This is a genomic window from Spiroplasma endosymbiont of Monopis laevigella (assembly GCF_964019975.1).
GTDB lineage: Bacteria > Bacillota_I > Bacilli_A > Mycoplasmatales > VBWQ01 > Spiroplasma_E > Spiroplasma_E ixodetis_A.
Map to the genome: position 1 here is coordinate 401878 of NZ_OZ026473.1, position 19468 is coordinate 421345.

The following is a 19468-nucleotide window of genomic DNA, read 5'->3' on the forward strand; positions in this document are numbered from 1 at the left end:
TATTTTTAGAAATATTAATGTATTATCATTGTAATAAAAATTATATGTTTTAATCTAAATATAAGTTTTTAACCGATTGCTTTATTTTTTAAAGTAAATAGGTTTTTTTATTTTTTGAAAGGAAAATATTATGTATACAATGGAAAAAAATAAGAAAGTACTAATTAAAAAAATAGAAAAAATTTTTAAAATAATTCAAATTAATCAAAAAAATTTAAGCAAAGAAAGAATACGGAAACATAATCAAAAACCTGAGGTTGGAACTAAAAAATTAAAATATTCTCAAAGGCCTGAAGTGAAAGCAAGAAAACGAGAGTATGCTCAAAGGCCTGAAGTGAAAGCAAAAAAGCAAAAATATGCTCAAAGGCCTGAAGTGAAAGCGAGAAAACGAGAATCTTATCAAAGATGGTCCCAAAAAAATAAAGAAAAAATACGAGAATATAATCACAGATGATGTCAAAAAAATAAAGAAAAAATGAGAGAACATACTCAAAGTCCTATAGAGTGATATGATACTCAAATTTGCAAAAATTCAAAATATATTAAAACAAAATATGCGACAGTTATAGTAAAGCAAAAAGTTGATGATACGATAATGCTTTCTAACATCGTACCAATGCCAGTAACTAAAAGTAATGAAGAACAAGAAATAGTACACAAGGCAGATATATTTAACGTTAAAGATTTATCTAATGGTATTAATAACATTGAAACTAATATGTTTGAAAGACCAGAGATACCTAAAACGCCCGAGATTATTGATATTATATTAGATATATCAGAAAATAAAACATTTTCTGATATTAATGATTTCTTTGATGTTGTTAATACTAAAATTGAGATATTTGAAAGACCAGAGATACCTAAAACGCCCGAGATTATTGATATAATTTTAGACATGTCAGAAAATAAGATATTTTCTAATGTCAATGGTAAAGTAATTAGTAATAGTATTTAAAAGGAAAAAATATCAAAAGTATAAGTAAAGAATATTAATAGAATCTAATTTTGAAATAACTAGAGATGATATCTATAAATATTTAATGATTTACTAAATTAAGGGAAATTTATTTATTTAGTATTTAAAATAATAATTTTATGTAAAGGATGAAGAACAATGGACAATTATATTTATTTTTTTAGTAATAAATGAACATAATATAAAATAAAATGTTTGGATAAAAAGATACCAATTCTAAAAGGGAAATTTGATTCACTTAAAATTATTGAAGATTGAACAAATTCCTTAATCTTAGAATTAAATGATGAAATAAATAATTATTCATATAATTTTCAATTAACTACTTTAAAAGAGGTTTTTTTACCAAAAATACTTGAAGATTTTATTAATTTTAAAAAAAATAAAAGTATTAAATTTATTTATTAATAAACAAATTGAAAAAGATAATTTTTCTAAAAAACATTTAAAGAAAATTTTATTAAAAGTATTAAGGTTTAGAGTTTATTTTAATAGTAAATTGATAGAAGCAGAAAGCGATTTACTAACTTTAAATAGTAAAATAAAACTTTTATGAAAAGAGGTTTTTGATAGGGACATAAAATTTTTACAAAAACAACAGCAGAAGTTAAAACAAAAAAATATCTTGATAGAGAATCAAAAGACAAAATTAAAAGAAAATATTAAAGATATTAAAGATAAATTAGAAAAAGAATTAAAAGCTGATTATCAAAATAATAAACTTACTAATTTTAAAATTCTTTTAGAAATACCAAAAAAAGCAAATTTTAAAATAGCATCTTTAGAAAAACAAATTACTAATTTAGAAATTAAACAATATGAATTACATGTTTAAATGCAAACATTACAACAAAAAAGTAATGAATTACATGAAAAGATACAACAATTACAACAAAAAAATAATGAATCAAATTTGAATCAAAGAAATATTAATGATCAAACAATAACCATCCAATTAAATAAACCAGAATTGACAAATAAAACATTAGTTAATAATTTAACAATGTCATTACAATTTTTAAGACCAACAAATAATTTTAATTAAAATTAAGAAAGTTACTTAAAAGAATAAAAACAAATATTTTAATGGAAATGTTTAGTAATCTGTGTAACTTACAAAAATAACTATGTTTAATTAATTCTAGTAAATATAATTAAATGACTAGAAAGAGTGAGTTACAGATGGCTAAAAAAGATAACTTTAATAATAATGATCCAATATCAAAAGCAGTAGATTTATTACTAGAAAATACTGAAGATTTAACAACAGTTTTTAAACCTAGCGGTTTATATAAAGAATTAACAAAAAGATTAGTTGAAAAAATGTTGAATTCTGAAATGCAAAATTATTTAGGATATGAAAAAAATCAACATAGTACTACTGAAAATGCTCGTAATGGTACAAGTTCAAAAAAATTAATAACTCAACAAGGTAAAATTGAAATTGATGTACCAAGAGATCGCAATAGTAATTTTACTCCTGTAATAGTTCCTAAAAGGCAAAGAAGATTTGATGGTTTTGATCAACAAGTTCTTTCCTTGTATGCAAAAGGAATGACATTATCTGACATTAGAATGCAGTTGCAAGAGTTATATCATGGTGCTGATATTAGTGAAAGTGTTATTAGTCAAATTACTGATGATGTTATTGATGATGTTAAAGCATGACAAAATCGACCATTAGAAAGTATTTATCCTATTGTTTATTTTGATTGTATAGTAGTTAAAGTACGACAAGATAAACGGATTATTAACAAATCAGTTTATATAGCATTAGGAGTTGATTTAGAAGGCAAAAAAGATGTTTTAGGATTATGAATTAGTGAAAATGAAGGTTCTAAGTTTTGATTATCTAATTTCACAGAAATGAAAAATCGTGGCTTAAATGATATTCTTATTGCTTGTAGTGATAATTTAACAGGCATGTCAGAAGCAATACAATCAGTTTATCCTAAAACAGAACATCAATTATGCATTGTTCATCAAATTAGAAATAGTTTAAAATATGTTTCATACAAACATCGAAAATGTCTAGTTGCAGATTTAAAACCAATTTATAGTGCATGTAGTGAAGAACAAGCAATGCAAGCTTTAGAATCGTTTGAAAGTAAATGAAATAAACAATATCCTCAAATTACTAAATCTTGATATAAAAATTGAGATAATTTAATGGTTTTTATTAGTTATCCAGTAGAAATCAAAAGAGTGATTTATACTACAAATGCTATTGAATCTGTTAATAGTCAATTACGAAAAATCATCAGAAATAAAAAAGTTTTTCCTAATGATATGGCAGTTTTCAAAATATTTTACTTGGCAATTGAAAATATAACAAAAAAATGAACATTGCCTATTCAAAATTGAAATACAGCAATTGCTCATTTTATGATAAAATTTGAAGACAGAATTAATCTAAATTAGTAACTTTGTAAAACAAAGATACACAGATTATTAAAAAGCCTCTGTGCGAATTTTATATTTAGATTTATTATTTGCAATAATCTCTACTTTCTGCCTATTATTAGTGCTGCTTGCTTTAAAATATCAATTTCCATTCGTAACTGTTTTAATTCTTTATTTGCTTGAATTAATTGTTTTTCTAAATCTGAAAGATTATCTTTAGTTTTAAAACTACCTGAATTAGTAAATTGCTTAATTCAATTGTAAGTAGCTGCTCTTGTAACATTGTATTCTTTAACAAGGCAAGATACTGATTTGCCACTTTGATATAAAGCTACTATTTGTTTTTTAAATTCATCTGAATATGAGTTAATAGTGACCATAATTATAATTCCTTTCTTTTAACTAATTTGTTCACTTGTCTATGTAATTAGTGTCCAATAAAGTGTAACCCATCCAGTAACCCATCCAAAATGTTCAATGAGATTATTAGTATTTTGTACTGGTAAAAAGAAGAATGGAAAATTAATTAATAAAAGAGCTGTATGTAAAATTAGAGTATCAAAAACAGAAATTGGTGCTGAAAAAACTGCCAAATTAATTGAAAAATATGGTAATTTATTTTTTGAAAATTTTGACCAAGCAAATTTAATAGTTTGTGGAGATAGTGCAAAATGAATTAGAAAAACTGCTACAATTTTAAATGCTAAATTTATTTTAGATAAATTCCATGCTTTTCATGTTTTATTTCTTGGCATAATGGCTGGAAGAAGAAAAAATAAAATTGCTAAATTACACTATCAAAATGCAATAAATTTATTTTCCAAAGGTCAATATTATGAATTAATTGATTTTTTACAATCATTGACTTTACAATATAAAAAATTAAAAGTTGGTTATTTTGTTAATGCAAAAGATGGCGTATTAAATCAAGCATTAGTTGAAAATATTGGTTGCTTTACTGAAACTAATATTAAACAAATTTTAAAGCATATGATTGGTGATAGAACTTATAACATTGATATGTATACCAAAATGGTTAATTTTAAATGTTATCAAATAAATACAGCAATACAATTATTATAAATTAACCATTTCAATTTAAAGATAACTAAAAATAAAATAAAACTTATTAAAGTAAAATTTAATAAGAATTTTTGAGTTATAAAAGTAAGTATTATTGTTGACTAATATTTTACAAGTGTTAAGATTAACATACAATTGCATATTGATTCTCGTCTAATCTTATAATTTAAAGACAAATTTGAATATTATCGACAACATCGGTACGCTCCCAATAAATAGAGATAGGAAAAAGACATGAAATTAAAAAAGAAGTATTCGTTTTGAGTAATATTAATGATGGCAATTTCTGCCACAGTTGGATCATCAGTACTAATTTCATTTGGACAAGTAGCATTTCAAAGTGGATTTAATCCGATTTTAATGATATGTGCCTGAATTTTAGGCGGTATTTTAATTTTGCCAGAAATGTTATTACTAGCAGAAACTGCTATTTCTTTTCCGGGAAATGGAAGTGCTTATTATTGATTAAAAAAAGCAAATTGAATGGCTTGTTCGTTTTGATTGGGATGGATTTTAGTTTTAATGGTTAGTGCTACTGCCGTTGCTTCTGCTACTTTAGCATTAGGTAATATTATCGGTACTTTAGCTCATATTACTAACCAATGGTTGATAAAATCATTTGGAATTTTAATTTTATTTGCATTAGCTATAGTCCAAATATTTATTAAAAATAGTTCTGGAAAAACACAAATTATTTTTACAATTTTAAAAGGATTACCAATTACTTTTGTTTTATTTATTGCTATGATTTATGGAAATACAGATAGTTTTAATAGTGAAATAGTTCAAAAAGATTTATCAAAAATTTTTCTTGCAACTTATGTTTTATTACCAGCTACAACAATGACACTATTTGCCTATTCAGGAATTGAAGCAATAACTTATGTTACTGAAGAAGTAGAAAATCCAAGAAAAAATGTACTTTGAGCTTTAATTATTGCAACAGGACTAATTATTTTTTTATATTTAATACTATTAATTGCTTTGTTAACTATTAATGAACCACTTTTATGATTAGATGAAAATAAAGGATTTAGTAACGTTTGATATTATGCTATTATCAATAATCCTAATATTCCTCGCGTTTTAGCTTATATTTTTTCAGGACTAGCAATTTTATTATTTGTTGGTTCACTAAATGCATTTCTGCTTTATCAATCACGTTTAATTTTTAAAATGAGTGAAGAAAAAGATTTGTTTAAATTTTTTCAAAAAACAACTAAAAGAACTAATATGCCATGAGCTGCTATGCTACTATTAATATTTGCTGCTTTAATTTATATTTTATGAAATCAATTGTATGAAGTAACTAATTACTTTATTATTGCTATTAGTTTTTTAAAATTAATTGTTAATTCAGTCATTATCTTTTTAAGGCGCAAACATCCAGACTATCAAAAGATTTTTAATAATTTTTGATTTTATTTTTTCATTATTATTGGTTATTTAGGAGCAATAATTGCTATTGTTGGATCATTTTTAGCAATGTATTATTATGGTACACAAAATAATAATATTTGAGCATTATGAAATTCACTAATTTTAATTGCTGTTATGTTAGCAGGATATCCTGTTTACTATATTAAAAATTATGTAGTTAAAATTGTTAACAATTTTAAAAATCAAAAAAAAGATAATCAATCATAAAAAAATAATCTTATACCTTATTTACTTTCTTGTGCTAATAAAAAATTTTTAATATGGGCACCATAAAGATAATTAACAATATTCTTATTTTTATTAACAACTCGATGACAAGGAACAATAATTGCTAATGGATTTTTACTTAAAGCCGAACCCACTGCCCTACTTGCTTTTGGATAACCTATTTTTTGCGCTAATTCTTGATAAGTTAAAGTTGTCCCAAATTGAATAGTACAAGTTTTACTCCATACTAATTCTTGAAAAGGAGTTCCTTTTAAAGCTATTGGTAAGTTAAAATCACTTAATTTTTTATCAAAATACATTGCTAGTTGTTTTAAACAATTAACTACCACTATATTACTACTATCCTTAGCAACTTGACGAGTATTAACGAAACTAACTTTTACTACTTGTTCTGCAACTACTATGATTTCAATTAAACCTATTTTAGTAGTTAAATAACCATATTTTTTCATATTTTTTATTACCCCTTTATTTTATTTAAACTATTACTTTCTTTTACAAGTTTTTGTAATATTTTATTATCAAAATTTTGTTTTAACAAATCTGAATTTTCAATAATCTTTTCAATAGATCAATCTCATCACTTTATATTTTGTAATTTTTGAACTATTTTTTTAGAAAAACGATATTTTATAATTTTAGCAGGATTACCACCAACAATAGCATAAGGAGGCACATTTTTTGTAACTACACTTTTAGCTGCAATTACTGCCCCATTACCAATAGTTAGCCCTCTTAAGATTGCCACATCATGACCAATTCAAACATCATTTTCTATCGCTGTTGGTGATTTAATCGGAAATTTATCTAATTTATCTTTTTCTGTAACTTCTGATAAATTTAATGATTTATAAAATAATGGTAAAGGAAATGTTGAAACTACACAATAATTATGATTGCCACCATTCATTATAAATAAAACACCTTGTGCAATTGAACAAAATTTACCAATAATTAATTCATCATTTATCATATTTGGAAAATGATAAATTATATTTTTATTTTAAAAATCAATAGCTGCTTGCTCACCATTAAAATCATGATAATAAGTATAATCACCAATAAAAATTTTAGGTTTAGTAATATAATTTTTTATTAAAAATATTATTGGTATATGAGGATTAATTTTAGTATTTGGACTTATCAAAATACCTTTTTGTGCTTTATCGGTCAACTTATTTTACTCCTTTATTTTTCACTTTCAATACTCAAAATTAAATCACGAAGTGAAGCTGCCTTTTCAAAATTTAAATCTTTAGCTGCTTGTAACATTTCAACTCTTAAATCAGCAATTATCTTTGTTTTAGCAGCTATTTTTGTTTTACCTTTACTTGAATTTAAAATTTTTAAATCAACATCTAATTCTCTAGTACTTACGATTTCACTCAACGGTTTTTTAACAGTAACTGGTACTATATTATGTTTTTTATTATAAGCAAGTTGAATTTCTCTTCTTCTTTGCGTTTCTTCAATTGCTTGTGTCATTGCCTCTGTCTTAATATCTCCATATAGTATAACATGACCATTAACATTTCGTGCTGCGCGACCAATAGTTTGGATTAATGATTTAGTATTACGTAAAAAACCAGATTTATCAGCATCCAAAATACAGATTAATGACACTTCTGGTACGTCTAATCCTTCACGTAATAAATTAATACCAACAATAACATCAAAAACACCTTTTCTTAAATCTAACAAAACTTTAGTACGTTCTAATGTTTTTAATTCATTATGAATATAAGCAACTTTAATTTTTTGTTCTTGTAAAAAATTTGATAATTCTTCTGCTATTCTAATTGTTAAAGTAGTAATAAATACTCTTTCATTATTTTTTGTTCGTAATTTTATTTGATTAATAATATCTTCCATTTGATTTTTAGTTGGTTTAATTTCAATTGTTGGATCTAATAAACCTGTGGGACGAATAATTTGTTGAACTGGTACATTAAAAGGCTCAACTTCATTTTTAATTAATGCTAATTCATAATCAGCAGGAGTTGCTGAAGTATAAATAACTTGCTTTAACTTATTAGAAAATTCATTAAAATTTAAAGGACGATTATCCAAAGCACTAGGTAAACGAAAGCCATATTTTACTAATGTTTCTTTTCTGCTACGATCAGTATTATACATTCCTCTAATTTGCGGTAATGTCATATGAGATTCATCAATAATTGTTAAAAAATCATCTGGAAAAAAATCAATTAAAGTATATGGTGCTGAACCCACTTCTCTATTTTCTAAATGACGAGAATAATTTTCAATACCACTACAAATACCAAATTCTTTTAAGGATTCTAGATCATGTTCTGTTCTTTGTTCTAATCTTTGCGCTTCTACTAACATATTATTTTTTCTTAGTTGTGCTAATGTTATTTTTAACTCTTCAGTAATTTTAATAATTGCCTGATCAACACGATTTTTACTAGTAATATAATTTTGCGCAGGAAAAATTGTAATAAAGGGAAAACGCTCTAAAACATTAGCACCTAATGTATCAATACGTACTATTTCTTCAATTTCATCACCAAATAAACTAATTCTTAAATAAAATTGATCATTTCAAGATGGAGCTAACTTTATTAAATCACCTTTTGCACTAAAACTACCCGGTTCTAATGTAATATCATTACGTACATATCCATTTTTAATTAGTCTTAATAATAAATCTTTTCTATTAATTTTTTGTCCTTTTCTCAATTCAAAAAAGTTATCTTTATATGCTGTTGGTTCTTGTTCACCATAAATTGCTGCTACCGATGCCACAACAATAACATCTTTACTAATAGATAAACCATTTAAAGCACTTAATCTTAACATTTCAATTTCTTGATTTTGTTTAGAATTTTTATCAATATAAGTATCGGTTTTTGGTAAATATGCCTCAGGTTGATAAAAATCAAAATATGAGACAAAATATTCAACGCGATTTTCAGAAAAAAAAGTTTTCAATTCTCCATATAATTGCATAGCTAATGTTTTATTATGTACTAAAATTAAAGTTGGTTTTTGCACTTGCGCAATAACATTGGCCATTGTAAAAGTTTTACCCGTGCCAGTGGCTCCCAATAATACTTGGTATTTAATATTATTTTTAATAGCTACTACTAATTTACTAATTGCTTCGGGTTGATCACCTGTTGGTTTATAAGGTGCTTTTAATTTAAACATAACTTTATATTCCTTTAAAACTTCTATATACAATACCATATTATTTTAAATAAAATAATAATAAAACTTTTATATAATTAAAATTATTATAAAACAATATAAATACTATACTTATTTTTTGATTTTTATAAGTATAAAAAATTATAATAAATTTCTTAAAAAATTTAAAGTTTAGTATCAAATAAATCCAATGTTTAAAATTGAGTTATTATCTTTTATATTTTATTTTACTTAAAATATAGTAAAATTTTAGCCAGATAATTAAAATAATTTTTATATAAAGTAAAGAAACTAAATAAGGGGGGATGATTATGAAAAAACTATTAACAACAGTAAGTCTTTTAACATTTGCAACAACCATAGGAAACTTAAATTCTATTTTAAGCACCGAAATTAAAACTACAAATATTGGAATGGCAACCCTTTTTAGGACTATTTTTTGGTAGACATTTGTTTTTGATAACTAACTGGAGTTAGGTAGTTTAGAGTACTGTGAATTCTTATGTTGTTATATCAATTGATGTAATCAAATAATTCTAATTTTAATTGGATTAATGATGTAAAATTTTTATCATTAATAAATTCAATTTTGAAAGTTTTAAAAGTTGCTTCAGCAACAGCATTGTCATAAGGACATCCTTTTTTGCTTAAAGATCGAGTTATGTTGAAAGCTAATAAAAGTTTATCAATAGTTTTATTATTGAATTCATTACCGCGATCAGTATGAAATATTTCAATATCTTTTAAACAGTGATTTGATTGCATAAATGCTTGATATACTAATGATGCATCTTTTTTAACTCCAACACTATGTCCAATAATTTCGCGGTTAAATAGGTCGATTAATAGGCAAATATAGTTTCATTTACCATTAACTTGAACATAAGTTAAATCACTAACAATAACTTCATTTTTAATTCTATTATTAAAGTTTCTATTAACAAGATTGGTTATTTGACTATCATTGACTTTATTATGATAATTTTTGAATGATAATTTAGTGTATTTTGATATTAAATTATGCTTATTCATAATTTCTTTAATTTTTCTGCGTGATAAATAAATTTCTTGGTTTGCTAGTATGACTTTTAATCTTCTAGTACCATAAACTTCTTTATTTTCTTTAAAAGCACTAATAACAGCTTGTTCATAAATATTATTTTGAATTTTATTTTTTTTCTTTAAATTAAAATAATATGTTGATTTAGAGAGTTTTAAAAAATGACACATTGTGCGAATTTTATATTTAGATTTATTATTTGCAATAATCTCTACTTTCTGCCTATTATTAGTGCTGCTTGCTTTAAAATATCAATTTCCATTCGTAACTGTTTTAATTCTTTATTTGCTTGAATTAATTGTTTTTCTAAATCTGAAAGATTATCTTTAGTTTTAAAACTACCTGAATTAGTAAATTGCTTAATTCAATTGTAAGTAGCTGCTCTTGTAACATTGTATTCTTTAACAAGGCAAGATACTGATTTGCCACTTTGATATAAAGCTACTATTTGTTTTTTAAATTCATCTGAATATGAGTTAATAGTGACCATAATTATAATTCCTTTCTTTTAACTAATTTGTTCACTTGTCTATGTAATTAGTGTCCAATAAAGTGTAACCCATCCATATTTTAAATAATGAACCAATAAAATATGATGGTGAAGATAAAATTATTACTAACTATGAATTTCAATATGAACTTGCTATATTGTATATATACATTAATAGTAGTACTTTAGATAGTTGATTTAAACTTTTTTCTTTAAATGACCTTGAAAAATTAAGAGAAAAAATATACTATGATACTTCATCTTTTCCTTATCAAGGTAATGGATGAGAAAAGATTAGCATATATGAATTAACTGAAAAGTTAATAAATAATTTTTCGTCTTTAATTAATATACGTGGATATAATACGTATGGAATTATAGTAACTTATCATGAAGCACCTAAGGAATTATTTTTTTTAGCACCACAATTTTCACCAAATACTCACGATAAAAATATAATAGAAAAATATTATAAATTTTTATAACATGATACTTTAAAAATTGCAATAAGTCGATATGAATGACAAAAAATTTTAAATACTAATAAAAATAAAACTGAAATTTTTAATATTATTTCTAGATTTCCCGAATGAGATGCAAGTGGTTGAAAAGGTTATATTTCAAACGAAGATTTATATACTTTATCTGAAAAAATTATTGAGAATTTTAATCAATTAAAAACTAAATTCGAAAATAGTAATACAGGATGAAAAGTAGTCACTAACACTACTGGCTCATGAACAGAACTTGAACAATAATAAAATATACTTACAAAAAAATAATGAAAAGAAAGAGAGAAAAAATATAATGTTTAAAAAATTTAAAGAAATTTTCAAAAAGAAAAAATGACATTGTGATTATTGTAAAGAAAATTATCCTCTACTTTGTCCAATCAAAGGATTAGAAAAAGATGGAGAAGATTTTGAAAAAAAACCAAAAGATTAATTTTATACTTTAAATAAAAATAGGCAAATGCCTATTTTTATTTTTTTCTGTTTATAAATTGATATAAATTAATAAATTCTTTACTAATTTCAATCATCATTTGTGTTGTTAACAAATGATCTTCAGAATGCATAAACAATACTGAAAAAGGTAATTGATAACCTTTACCTTCTTCAACAATGACGCTCATATGTGATTGCAAAGCTTTAGTAATATTATCATTTGCTTCATCAATCATTTTTAATGCTGTTTCAAATTGTGCTTCCTTAGCGAGAGTAATTGCTTCTATTGCTAAAGATTTTGCTTTTCCAGCAGAAGAAATTATTTCAAGTGAAATTTTTTCAAAATCAATATTACTACTTTTCTCTTTTTCTTTAATGCTCATAGTATTATTTTTTAATTTCTAATAAACTCATTGCTAATTCTAACGTTTCTTTACCTTGAACCATCGCATAAACTGCTGCTGGAATAACATTAAGAGCAGCATTTCCAATAATATTAGTAAAATCATTTTTCATATAACTTACTTGTGGTCCTAATAAAACAACATCCCATTTTTCACCTTTAGCAAAAGATGCTTTTGCTTCAGTAGCACCTAATGCTTTCACTTCATAATCTAAATTTAACTCTTTAATATACTCTTTCATATTTGCTTCTAGTCTTAAAGTGCTCATACCAGCTGAACACGTAAGTAATATCTTTATCATCTATTTTCCTCCTAATAAACAAAAATCAAATATACATAACTAAGAATATTATACATTGATATTTTTAAATTTGAATTTTAATGGTTTTAAAAAAATATAACTTTTAACTAAAGATTAAAAATATATTACTAATATATATTGTAACTTTGATAACTATTGTGTAAAATTCATAATACTATCTAAAAATAAAGGGACTGATTATATGAAAGGCAAAAAGAAAAAAAACATAACTACATGAGGATTTATTATGTCAGTACTAGGTGCTGCTGTAGGATTAGGAAGTATTTGGGGATTTCCAAATCAAATGAATAAACATGGTGGTATCTTTTTAATTCCATTCTTTATTGCACTAATTGTCTGTGCTTTACCAATTTTATTAATTGAAATCAATTTAGGTAATAAATATCGTAAAAATCATGTTGAAATTTTTAAAGATTTAGCAAAAACTCCCGGGACTTTCTTTGGATTTTTACAAACTGCAGTTGTTTGAATAATGGGTGTATTTTATAGTGTTCTTGTCGCTTGATCATTATTGGCAATAGTTATGTCTTTTCTTCCTAGTTTAAATCAACAAGGATTTTTCTTAAATAAATTAATTGGTCAAACTTCCAACGATGTACCACAAAGTTTTAGTCAATTGGGTAATATTAGTATTTGAGTTTTAATTAGTTTAATTATGGTTTGAATTATTACTGGTGTTATTTTGTTGGGTGGCGTTGTTAAAGGGATTGATTTAGCAAATAAAATTTTTATTCCTAGTCTATTTATCATGATTTTAATGATGATGATTTACGTTTTAACTTTGCCTGGTGCTCTAGATGGTTTAAAAACAATGTTTAGTTTTAATAGTGAAAAAATATTAACTAGTAGCATTTGAACTGATGCTTTTGGACAAGCCTTCTTTATGCTTTCAACTTGTACAGGTGTTATTATTATTTTTTCAAGTCATGCGCCAATTGGTACTAGTAATACTAATAAAGGTTTAATTATTATGGTTGGTACTGTTATTGTTGCTTTATTAACAACATGTACTGTTTTTGGAGGAATTGGTGCAATTGCATATAATCAGCATAAAACTATTGATGAAGTATTTATTTCGGGTCCAACTTTAATTTTTCAAGTTTTTCCACAAGTTTTTGCAATCATTACTGAGCAAACACATCTTCCATTTTTAAGTCACACTTTAGCTTTCCTTTTCTTTTTATCAGTATTTTTTGCTGGTATATCTTCATTAATAGCAATAGCTGAAGCCGTTGTTAATCCTCTAATTAGTTGTTATGGTATTAAACGTTATCAAGCATTATTAATAATGATTATTAGTAGTTTTATGCTTGGTTTAATATTCTGCTTTAATAATAGTAGTCCTTTAATTGATGGGCTCGCAATATGAGTTACTGGTATTTGACAAATGATTATTGGTATTTGTGAATTAATTGGTGTTATCCTTATTTGAAAATGTTATGATAGTTTAAAAGAATTTAATAATCAATATTCATGAGTTAAATGAAATAAAGGTTTCAAATATTTATGTTTAATCCTTATTCCAACAATTATTTTAATTAACTTGGTCTTTGCTTTATATCAATTAATTAATAATATAATTAGTAATCCTTTTATATTTCTAACTATTGGCTTGATGCTAGGAGCTATTACTGTTTTATTATTTACTTTAATTTTTACTTTCTGAAATAATATTAAAATCTATTTTATAAAAATTAATAATACACTATTTAAACAAAAAACAAAAACTGAAATTATTAAAGTCGACACTGAATAAAAATTAATATAACTGCTAATTTAAATAGATAATTTTTCATTAAATAGTCATATTAAAATGTCTTATATAATAAAATATGCTATATAAAATCCAAGCACAATAATAATTAAAATGAATTCAATAATAAAATATTTTATTATTTACTCAGTTATAAGATAAGAATACAACAAAGTCATTATTTAATCCAATAATATTATTAATAAAGTTATTTAGGTAACTTTATTTTATTCATTATCAATTTCTTTGTTTTCTATTAAAATAATATTATTAGTAACTTCTTCATTATCAATTTCAATAATATTTTTTTTATCTAATTTATAATATTTATTAATAATACGTTGTATTTGTTTAATCTTATTTTCAGATCTATTAATATATGATTTATTAAACGTATATTTATTATATCTCAAATCTATTATTGCAGTCTTTACCTCATTTTTCATTTGTTGATATAAATTACCATTTTTAAAAACATAATTTATATCATTTTTATTCAATAAAAAATATTTTATTTCTTTTTCAATTGCATTATTAACTGCATCTACTCTAGAACTACTATCAATTGAAGTAACTACACAAACTATAATAACTCCTATAATAATAACTATTATAGGCAAACCTATAATCATAAACATTAAATCATTATTATTCATTTCAGTATTATACATTTTTTAATTCACTTTCAATCTTTAATTTTTACTTTTCTCTTTTAATTTATTTTTTATTCTTTTTCAAGATTTAAACTATGGATATTGTTTATTATATATAACCATATAATCAATTAAAGTACTAATAATATTTAAAAAATTGTCAATATAATTATCACTACTAAACACATACAAAATAAAATTACTCAAATATCATTTTTTACTCCTTATATTAATAATATTTTAATTTATATATATTGTATATTTTTTAAAAAAATAATTAAAAATTACTAATAGTTCACATCATAATAATATTTATTAAAATGGTTAGTAAGTAGTAACAAACACCCCTATAGTATGATATTATTTTTATACAATCACTCAACCAATAAATTTAAAATAGAAAAGTTAGGAGTTTAAAATTATGAAAGATTTTAAAAATATTAAAATTAAACAAATTAAAAATAGTAATAATAATAAAATTGGTATCTTATTAGGTACTCTAATTTTATTGTTATTAATAACTTTTAGTTTATTACGACTACTACCAATTGGTAAATTTTTAGACGACTTTATATTTTCTTTTTTATTTGGATGAAGCAAATATTTAATTTATATATTATTATATATATCTTTAATTCCACTTTGTTTTAATTATTATTTTAAATTTAAAGCTTCATTTGTTTGAGCAATAATTACTACTATTATATGCTGCGTTTGAACAATTGAAACTATTACTATTATTAGTCGTTATAATAATATTTGATTTAATAATAAATTTCATATTAATTTAATTAATGATTATTATCAATCTTGATGAAATTCAACTATTTTTAATAACTATCACGGATTTTTCAAATCACCTATTTCCTTTAATAATTGAACTATTGATAGTTTCTTTCCTTCTTATCTTGTTGGTGGATTAATTGGTAATACTATACTAGAATTTTTATGTTACACAACTTTTTTTGTTAATTTTATATTAAATATATTAATGATTATTATTTGTTTTAGTTGATTATTTTTTAACCGTCCCTTAATTTTATTTATCACTATTTCAAATCATATCAAAGAAACAATTTTAGATTTTAAAGTTAAGCGAAAAGAGCAAAAAATTAATAAATTAGAAAAAGCAAAAGAAAAACAAAAAAAACTTACTTTGGCACAAAATAATACTATCAAAATCAATAATCTAAAAAAAGAACTAAAAATAAATAAACAACAAGCAAAAAACAATAATAAGCAATCTAAATTAGAAACTAAACAATTTACAAAAGAAAATTTAGCAAACAATAAAGTAAAAAACGAAAAAATAAACTTTGATATAGAAACCAATAAGGAATTATTACAAGAAAATAACAAAATTAATAATCAAAAATTAGAAAATAATGAAACAAAAATTAAAGAGCAAAACAAAATTATTAATCAAAATGAAAAACAAAATAACAATCAAGAAAAAACAAAATTTTTTCTTCCTGAACAAACTATAATTAATCAAAAATATATTTTACCAACATTAAAATTAACTAAAAAATCAGATAATCTAATAAAAAAGCAAGAAGAAAATGAAAAATATGCTTTAGAAAATAAAGAAAAAATTAATCAGTTATTTAAAGAATTTTCTGTTCAAGGAAAAGTAAATGATTTTACTATTGGTACAACAGTAACAAAATACGAGGTTTCAATCACTTCAGGAATGAAAATTAACAAAATTACTAACTTAGAAGAAGAACTAAAACTAGTTTTAGCAAATAATAATATTAGAATCGAAGCACCAATAGCTGGTAAATCAATGATTGGAATTGAAGTTAGTAATAAAAATATTGTTCCAATTAATATGCAAGAACAATTTGAAAATATAAGCGAAAAATATAAAAATAAAAAATTATTAATTAGTATTGGTAGAAATACTACTGGTGATTACATCTTTCATTCATTAAAAGAAATGCCCCACTTATTAATTGCTGGTAATACTGGTTCAGGAAAATCCGTTTTTATTAATGATTTACTAATTTCTTTGCTCTTACAATACAAACCTCATGAAATAAAACTAATATTAATCGATCCTAAATGAGTAGAATTAGCAATTTATAATGATATCCCACATTTAATTATTCCAGTAATTAATGAAGCAAACAAAACACCAGCAGCATTACAAGTAGTAATTTTAGAAATGATGCGTCGATACCAACTATTTGCAAAAAATGGAAATCGTGATATTGAAAGTTATAATAAAAAAATAAGTCAAGAAATTGATAAATTACCTTATTATATTATTGTTATTGATGAATTAGCAGATTTAATGGTACAAGCAAGCAAGCAAGTTGAAGAAGGAATCATGCGAATTACACAAATGGGTCGAGCGGCAGGAATTCATTTAGTAATAGCAACACAAAGACCATCAGTAGATGTAATTACTGGCGTAATTAAAAATAATATTCCAGCAAGAATTGCTTTTAAAGTTGCATCTTGAATTGATTCAAAAACAATCCTTGATACTGCTGGAACAGAAAAATTATTAGGTAAAGGCGATATGTTATTTTTAGCTCTAGGACAAAATAATATCAATCGCTTACAAGCACCATGAATTAGTGATGAAGATGTTTCGGAATTAATAAAGTTTATTAAAGAACAATCTTCGGTTAAATATGATAATAATTTTATTGAAAAAATAAAAGAAATTAAAGATTCAAAAAAATAAAATAAGTTTTCTGTTAATTAACAGAAAACTTATTTTCATATTCCAAATGTAAAATAATTATTTTATTATTGAGGTAATTTTATATCTTCATAAATGGGAAATTTATTTAAAAGTATATCAACTTTTTTTCTTAATTCATGTAAACCATCATCATTAATACCCTTAGGTAATTTTCAAGCACTAATAATAATCTTTCCTAATTCAATAAACTGCTCTTCTTTAAAACCTCTCGTTGTCATTGCTGGACTACCAAAACGAACACCACTAGTAATAACAGCTGGTAAAGGATCAAAGGGAACACCATTCTTATTAGCAACAATATTAATCTTTTCTAAAATATCAACAGCTTCTTTACCATTTAAACCGTTAATATTAGTAACATTAACAGTTAATAAATGATTATCAGTTCCACCCGCCACTACATGAAATTTTTCATCAAGAAAAGTTTTTGCTAATGCTTGCGCATTTTTAATTACTTGCATTTGATAAGTTTTAAATTCTGGTGTTAATGCTTCATAAAAAGCTTGTGCTTTTGCTGCAATAATATGTTCCAATGGTCCACCTTGATTACCAGGAAATACCGCACTATCAATTTTCTTTTTTAATTCTTCAGTGCAAAGAATAGCACCACCACGTGGTCCTCTTAATGTTTTATGAGTTGTTGTTGTTGTAATATCAGCATAACAAATAGGATTTTGATGTAATCCAGCAGCAATTAATCCAGCAATATGCGCCATATCAACCATTAAATATGCTCCAACAGTATCAGCAATTTTACGAAACTTTGATCAATCAATAAGTATTGAATAAGCACTAGCTCCTGCTACAATAATTTTTGGTTTACATTCTTTAGCAATTTTTAAAATTTCATCATAATCTAAATATTCATCCTTTTTACTTACACCATAATTAACACCGTGATAAATTTTACCAGAAAAATTAATTTTATAACCATGAGTTAAATGACCACCGGCATCAAGTTCCATACCAAGAATAGTATCACCTGGACGTAATATAGCAGCATATGCTTCAGCATTAGCTTGACTACCAGAATGAGGTTGTACATTAGCATGAAAATTACCTTTTTTACATTGACCTGGTTTATGACTACAATTAAATAATTGTTTAAAACGCTCTATTGCCAAATTTTCAATTTTATCAACATTTTCGCAACCATTATAATATCTTCTGCCCGGATAACCTTCTGCATACTTATTAGTTAATATTGTTCCAGCGAGTGTAAGTACAGCTGGTGATACATAGTTTTCTGAAGCTATTAATTCAATATGATTTTGTTGACGTTGTCATTCATCTTTCACAATTTTTTTTAATTCTGGGTCAAGACCTTTATTAAAAGATTTATCCATTTTTAAACATCCTCTCTTTAATAATTTAATAGTAAAATTATTTTAGTTTTGCAACTCTTAATTGATGTCTTTTTTCATCACTTGTTTTAGTATTTAAAAATAATTTCACAAGTTCTACTGCTTTATAATCAGAAATAATTCTAGCACCTAGTGCTAAAACATTAGCGTCATTATGAAGTCTTGCCAATCTTACTGTTTCTTCCTCATAGCAAAGAGCACAACGAACACCATTAATACGATTGGTAGCAATGCTAATACCAATACCAGTACCACAAATTACAATACCAAAATCTGCTTTTTTACTAACAATAGCATTTGCAACATTAAAACCAAAATTAGGATAATCAACAGGTTCACTGCTATTTGTTCCTAAATCTAAAATTTGATAGCCTTCTGTATGTAAAAATTTAATAATTGGTTGTTTAAATTCATAAGCGGTATGATCATTACCAATAGCAATTACTAAA

Annotated in this window: 20 protein-coding genes and 1 pseudogene; 11 read left to right on the top strand and 10 right to left on the bottom strand. The window is 24.1% G+C overall.

From position 1 onward, the window contains the following. Window positions 1-139 precede the first annotated feature (139 nt). The 4 genes from AACK94_RS02360 (at window position 140) to AACK94_RS02375 (ending at window position 3400) form a co-directional block, all read left to right on the top strand. Window positions 140-958, top strand: a complete 819-nt coding sequence (locus AACK94_RS02360; RefSeq protein ID WP_338976049.1) for a hypothetical protein — start codon at window positions 140-142, stop codon at window positions 956-958. Between the two features lie 520 nt (window positions 959-1478). Next, complete coding sequence (locus tag AACK94_RS02365) at window positions 1479-1814, top strand: hypothetical protein (protein ID WP_338976050.1); 336 nt, start codon at window positions 1479-1481, stop codon at window positions 1812-1814. Beyond that, window positions 1815-2024, top strand: coding sequence for a hypothetical protein (locus AACK94_RS02370; RefSeq protein WP_338976052.1), 210 nt, complete (start codon window positions 1815-1817; stop codon window positions 2022-2024). 137 nt (window positions 2025-2161) lie between these two features. Beyond that, complete coding sequence (locus AACK94_RS02375; RefSeq protein WP_338976315.1) at window positions 2162-3400, top strand: IS256 family transposase; 1239 nt, start codon at window positions 2162-2164, stop codon at window positions 3398-3400. A gap of 83 nt (window positions 3401-3483) precedes the next feature. On the opposite strand, the gene AACK94_RS02380 is transcribed toward AACK94_RS02375, so the two are convergent. Then, entirely contained in the window at window positions 3484-3762 is a 279-nt protein-coding gene (locus AACK94_RS02380) for a transposase (RefSeq protein ID WP_338975565.1), read from the bottom strand. Window positions 3763-3859: 97 nt separating this feature from the next. Here AACK94_RS02380 and AACK94_RS02385 point away from each other — a divergent pair, with 97 nt between their 5' ends. After that, a complete protein-coding gene (locus AACK94_RS02385; protein WP_338975901.1) occupies window positions 3860-4465 on the top strand; it encodes a hypothetical protein in 606 nt (201 codons plus the stop codon). A gap of 234 nt (window positions 4466-4699) precedes the next feature. Further along, complete coding sequence (locus tag AACK94_RS02390; RefSeq protein ID WP_338976053.1) at window positions 4700-6112, top strand: APC family permease; 1413 nt, start codon at window positions 4700-4702, stop codon at window positions 6110-6112. Between the two features lie 17 nt (window positions 6113-6129). Here AACK94_RS02390 and AACK94_RS02395 read toward each other — a convergent pair whose 3' ends face one another. From AACK94_RS02395 to uvrB, 3 genes and pseudogenes are all read right to left on the bottom strand, one after another. After that, the gene (locus AACK94_RS02395; RefSeq protein ID WP_174481403.1) at window positions 6130-6585 is read right to left on the bottom strand and encodes a methylated-DNA--[protein]-cysteine S-methyltransferase; all 456 of its coding nucleotides are present in this window, start codon (window positions 6583-6585) and stop codon (window positions 6130-6132) included. 8 nt (window positions 6586-6593) lie between these two features. Next, window positions 6594-7307: pseudogene (locus AACK94_RS02400) on the bottom strand (CatB-related O-acetyltransferase). Window positions 7308-7321: 14 nt separating this feature from the next. Beyond that, the gene (gene uvrB / locus AACK94_RS02410) at window positions 7322-9307 is read right to left on the bottom strand and encodes an excinuclease ABC subunit UvrB (protein ID WP_338976058.1); all 1986 of its coding nucleotides are present in this window, start codon (window positions 9305-9307) and stop codon (window positions 7322-7324) included. 311 nt (window positions 9308-9618) lie between these two features. Here uvrB and AACK94_RS02415 point away from each other — a divergent pair, with 311 nt between their 5' ends. Further along, complete coding sequence (locus AACK94_RS02415; protein ID WP_338976059.1) at window positions 9619-9753, top strand: hypothetical protein; 135 nt, start codon at window positions 9619-9621, stop codon at window positions 9751-9753. On the opposite strand, the gene AACK94_RS02420 is transcribed toward AACK94_RS02415, so the two are convergent. Beyond that, window positions 9740-10857 (bottom strand): IS3 family transposase gene (locus AACK94_RS02420; RefSeq protein WP_338975221.1). Its coding sequence is split into 2 segments (ribosomal slippage): window positions 9740-10587 and window positions 10587-10857, totalling 1119 coding nucleotides; the frame shifts between segments, so codons are not numbered across the junction. The genes AACK94_RS02415 and AACK94_RS02420 overlap by 14 nt on opposite strands. Window positions 10858-11015: 158 nt before the next feature. Here AACK94_RS02420 and AACK94_RS02425 point away from each other — a divergent pair. Both AACK94_RS02425 and AACK94_RS02430 read left to right on the top strand, forming a co-directional pair. Then, window positions 11016-11342, top strand: coding sequence for a hypothetical protein (locus tag AACK94_RS02425; RefSeq protein ID WP_338976060.1), 327 nt, complete (start codon window positions 11016-11018; stop codon window positions 11340-11342). Between the two features lie 322 nt (window positions 11343-11664). Beyond that, the gene (locus AACK94_RS02430; protein WP_252320481.1) at window positions 11665-11802 is read left to right on the top strand and encodes a hypothetical protein; all 138 of its coding nucleotides are present in this window, start codon (window positions 11665-11667) and stop codon (window positions 11800-11802) included. A 37-nt stretch (window positions 11803-11839) separates the two neighbouring features. Here AACK94_RS02430 and AACK94_RS02435 read toward each other — a convergent pair whose 3' ends face one another. Beyond that, the gene (locus AACK94_RS02435; protein ID WP_281749073.1) at window positions 11840-12187 is read right to left on the bottom strand and encodes a PTS lactose/cellobiose transporter subunit IIA; all 348 of its coding nucleotides are present in this window, start codon (window positions 12185-12187) and stop codon (window positions 11840-11842) included. Between the two features lie 4 nt (window positions 12188-12191). Then, on the bottom strand, window positions 12192-12509 hold the full coding sequence (locus AACK94_RS02440) for a PTS sugar transporter subunit IIB (protein ID WP_252320477.1): 318 nt from the start codon (window positions 12507-12509) through the stop codon (window positions 12192-12194). Window positions 12510-12711: 202 nt separating this feature from the next. Here AACK94_RS02440 and AACK94_RS02445 point away from each other — a divergent pair, with 202 nt between their 5' ends. Continuing rightward, window positions 12712-14286: a sodium-dependent transporter gene (locus AACK94_RS02445; RefSeq protein WP_338976061.1), complete on the top strand. Its 1575-nt coding sequence runs from the start codon at window positions 12712-12714 to the stop codon at window positions 14284-14286. 224 nt (window positions 14287-14510) lie between these two features. Here the strand turns inward: AACK94_RS02445 and AACK94_RS02450 are convergent, their stop codons facing one another. After that, window positions 14511-14954, bottom strand: coding sequence for a hypothetical protein (locus AACK94_RS02450; protein WP_338976062.1), 444 nt, complete (start codon window positions 14952-14954; stop codon window positions 14511-14513). Between the two features lie 403 nt (window positions 14955-15357). On the opposite strand from AACK94_RS02450, the gene AACK94_RS02455 reads away from it, so the two are divergent. Further along, complete coding sequence (locus AACK94_RS02455) at window positions 15358-17634, top strand: DNA translocase FtsK (protein WP_338976063.1); 2277 nt, start codon at window positions 15358-15360, stop codon at window positions 17632-17634. Between the two features lie 65 nt (window positions 17635-17699). On the opposite strand, the gene glyA is transcribed toward AACK94_RS02455, so the two are convergent. Both glyA and rpiB read right to left on the bottom strand, forming a co-directional pair. After that, the gene (gene glyA / locus AACK94_RS02460) at window positions 17700-19001 is read right to left on the bottom strand and encodes a serine hydroxymethyltransferase (RefSeq protein ID WP_338976064.1); all 1302 of its coding nucleotides are present in this window, start codon (window positions 18999-19001) and stop codon (window positions 17700-17702) included. Between the two features lie 37 nt (window positions 19002-19038). After that, window positions 19039-19467, bottom strand: a complete 429-nt coding sequence (gene rpiB / locus AACK94_RS02465; protein ID WP_174480264.1) for a ribose 5-phosphate isomerase B — start codon at window positions 19465-19467, stop codon at window positions 19039-19041. Between the last annotated feature and the right edge of the window lies 1 nt (window position 19468).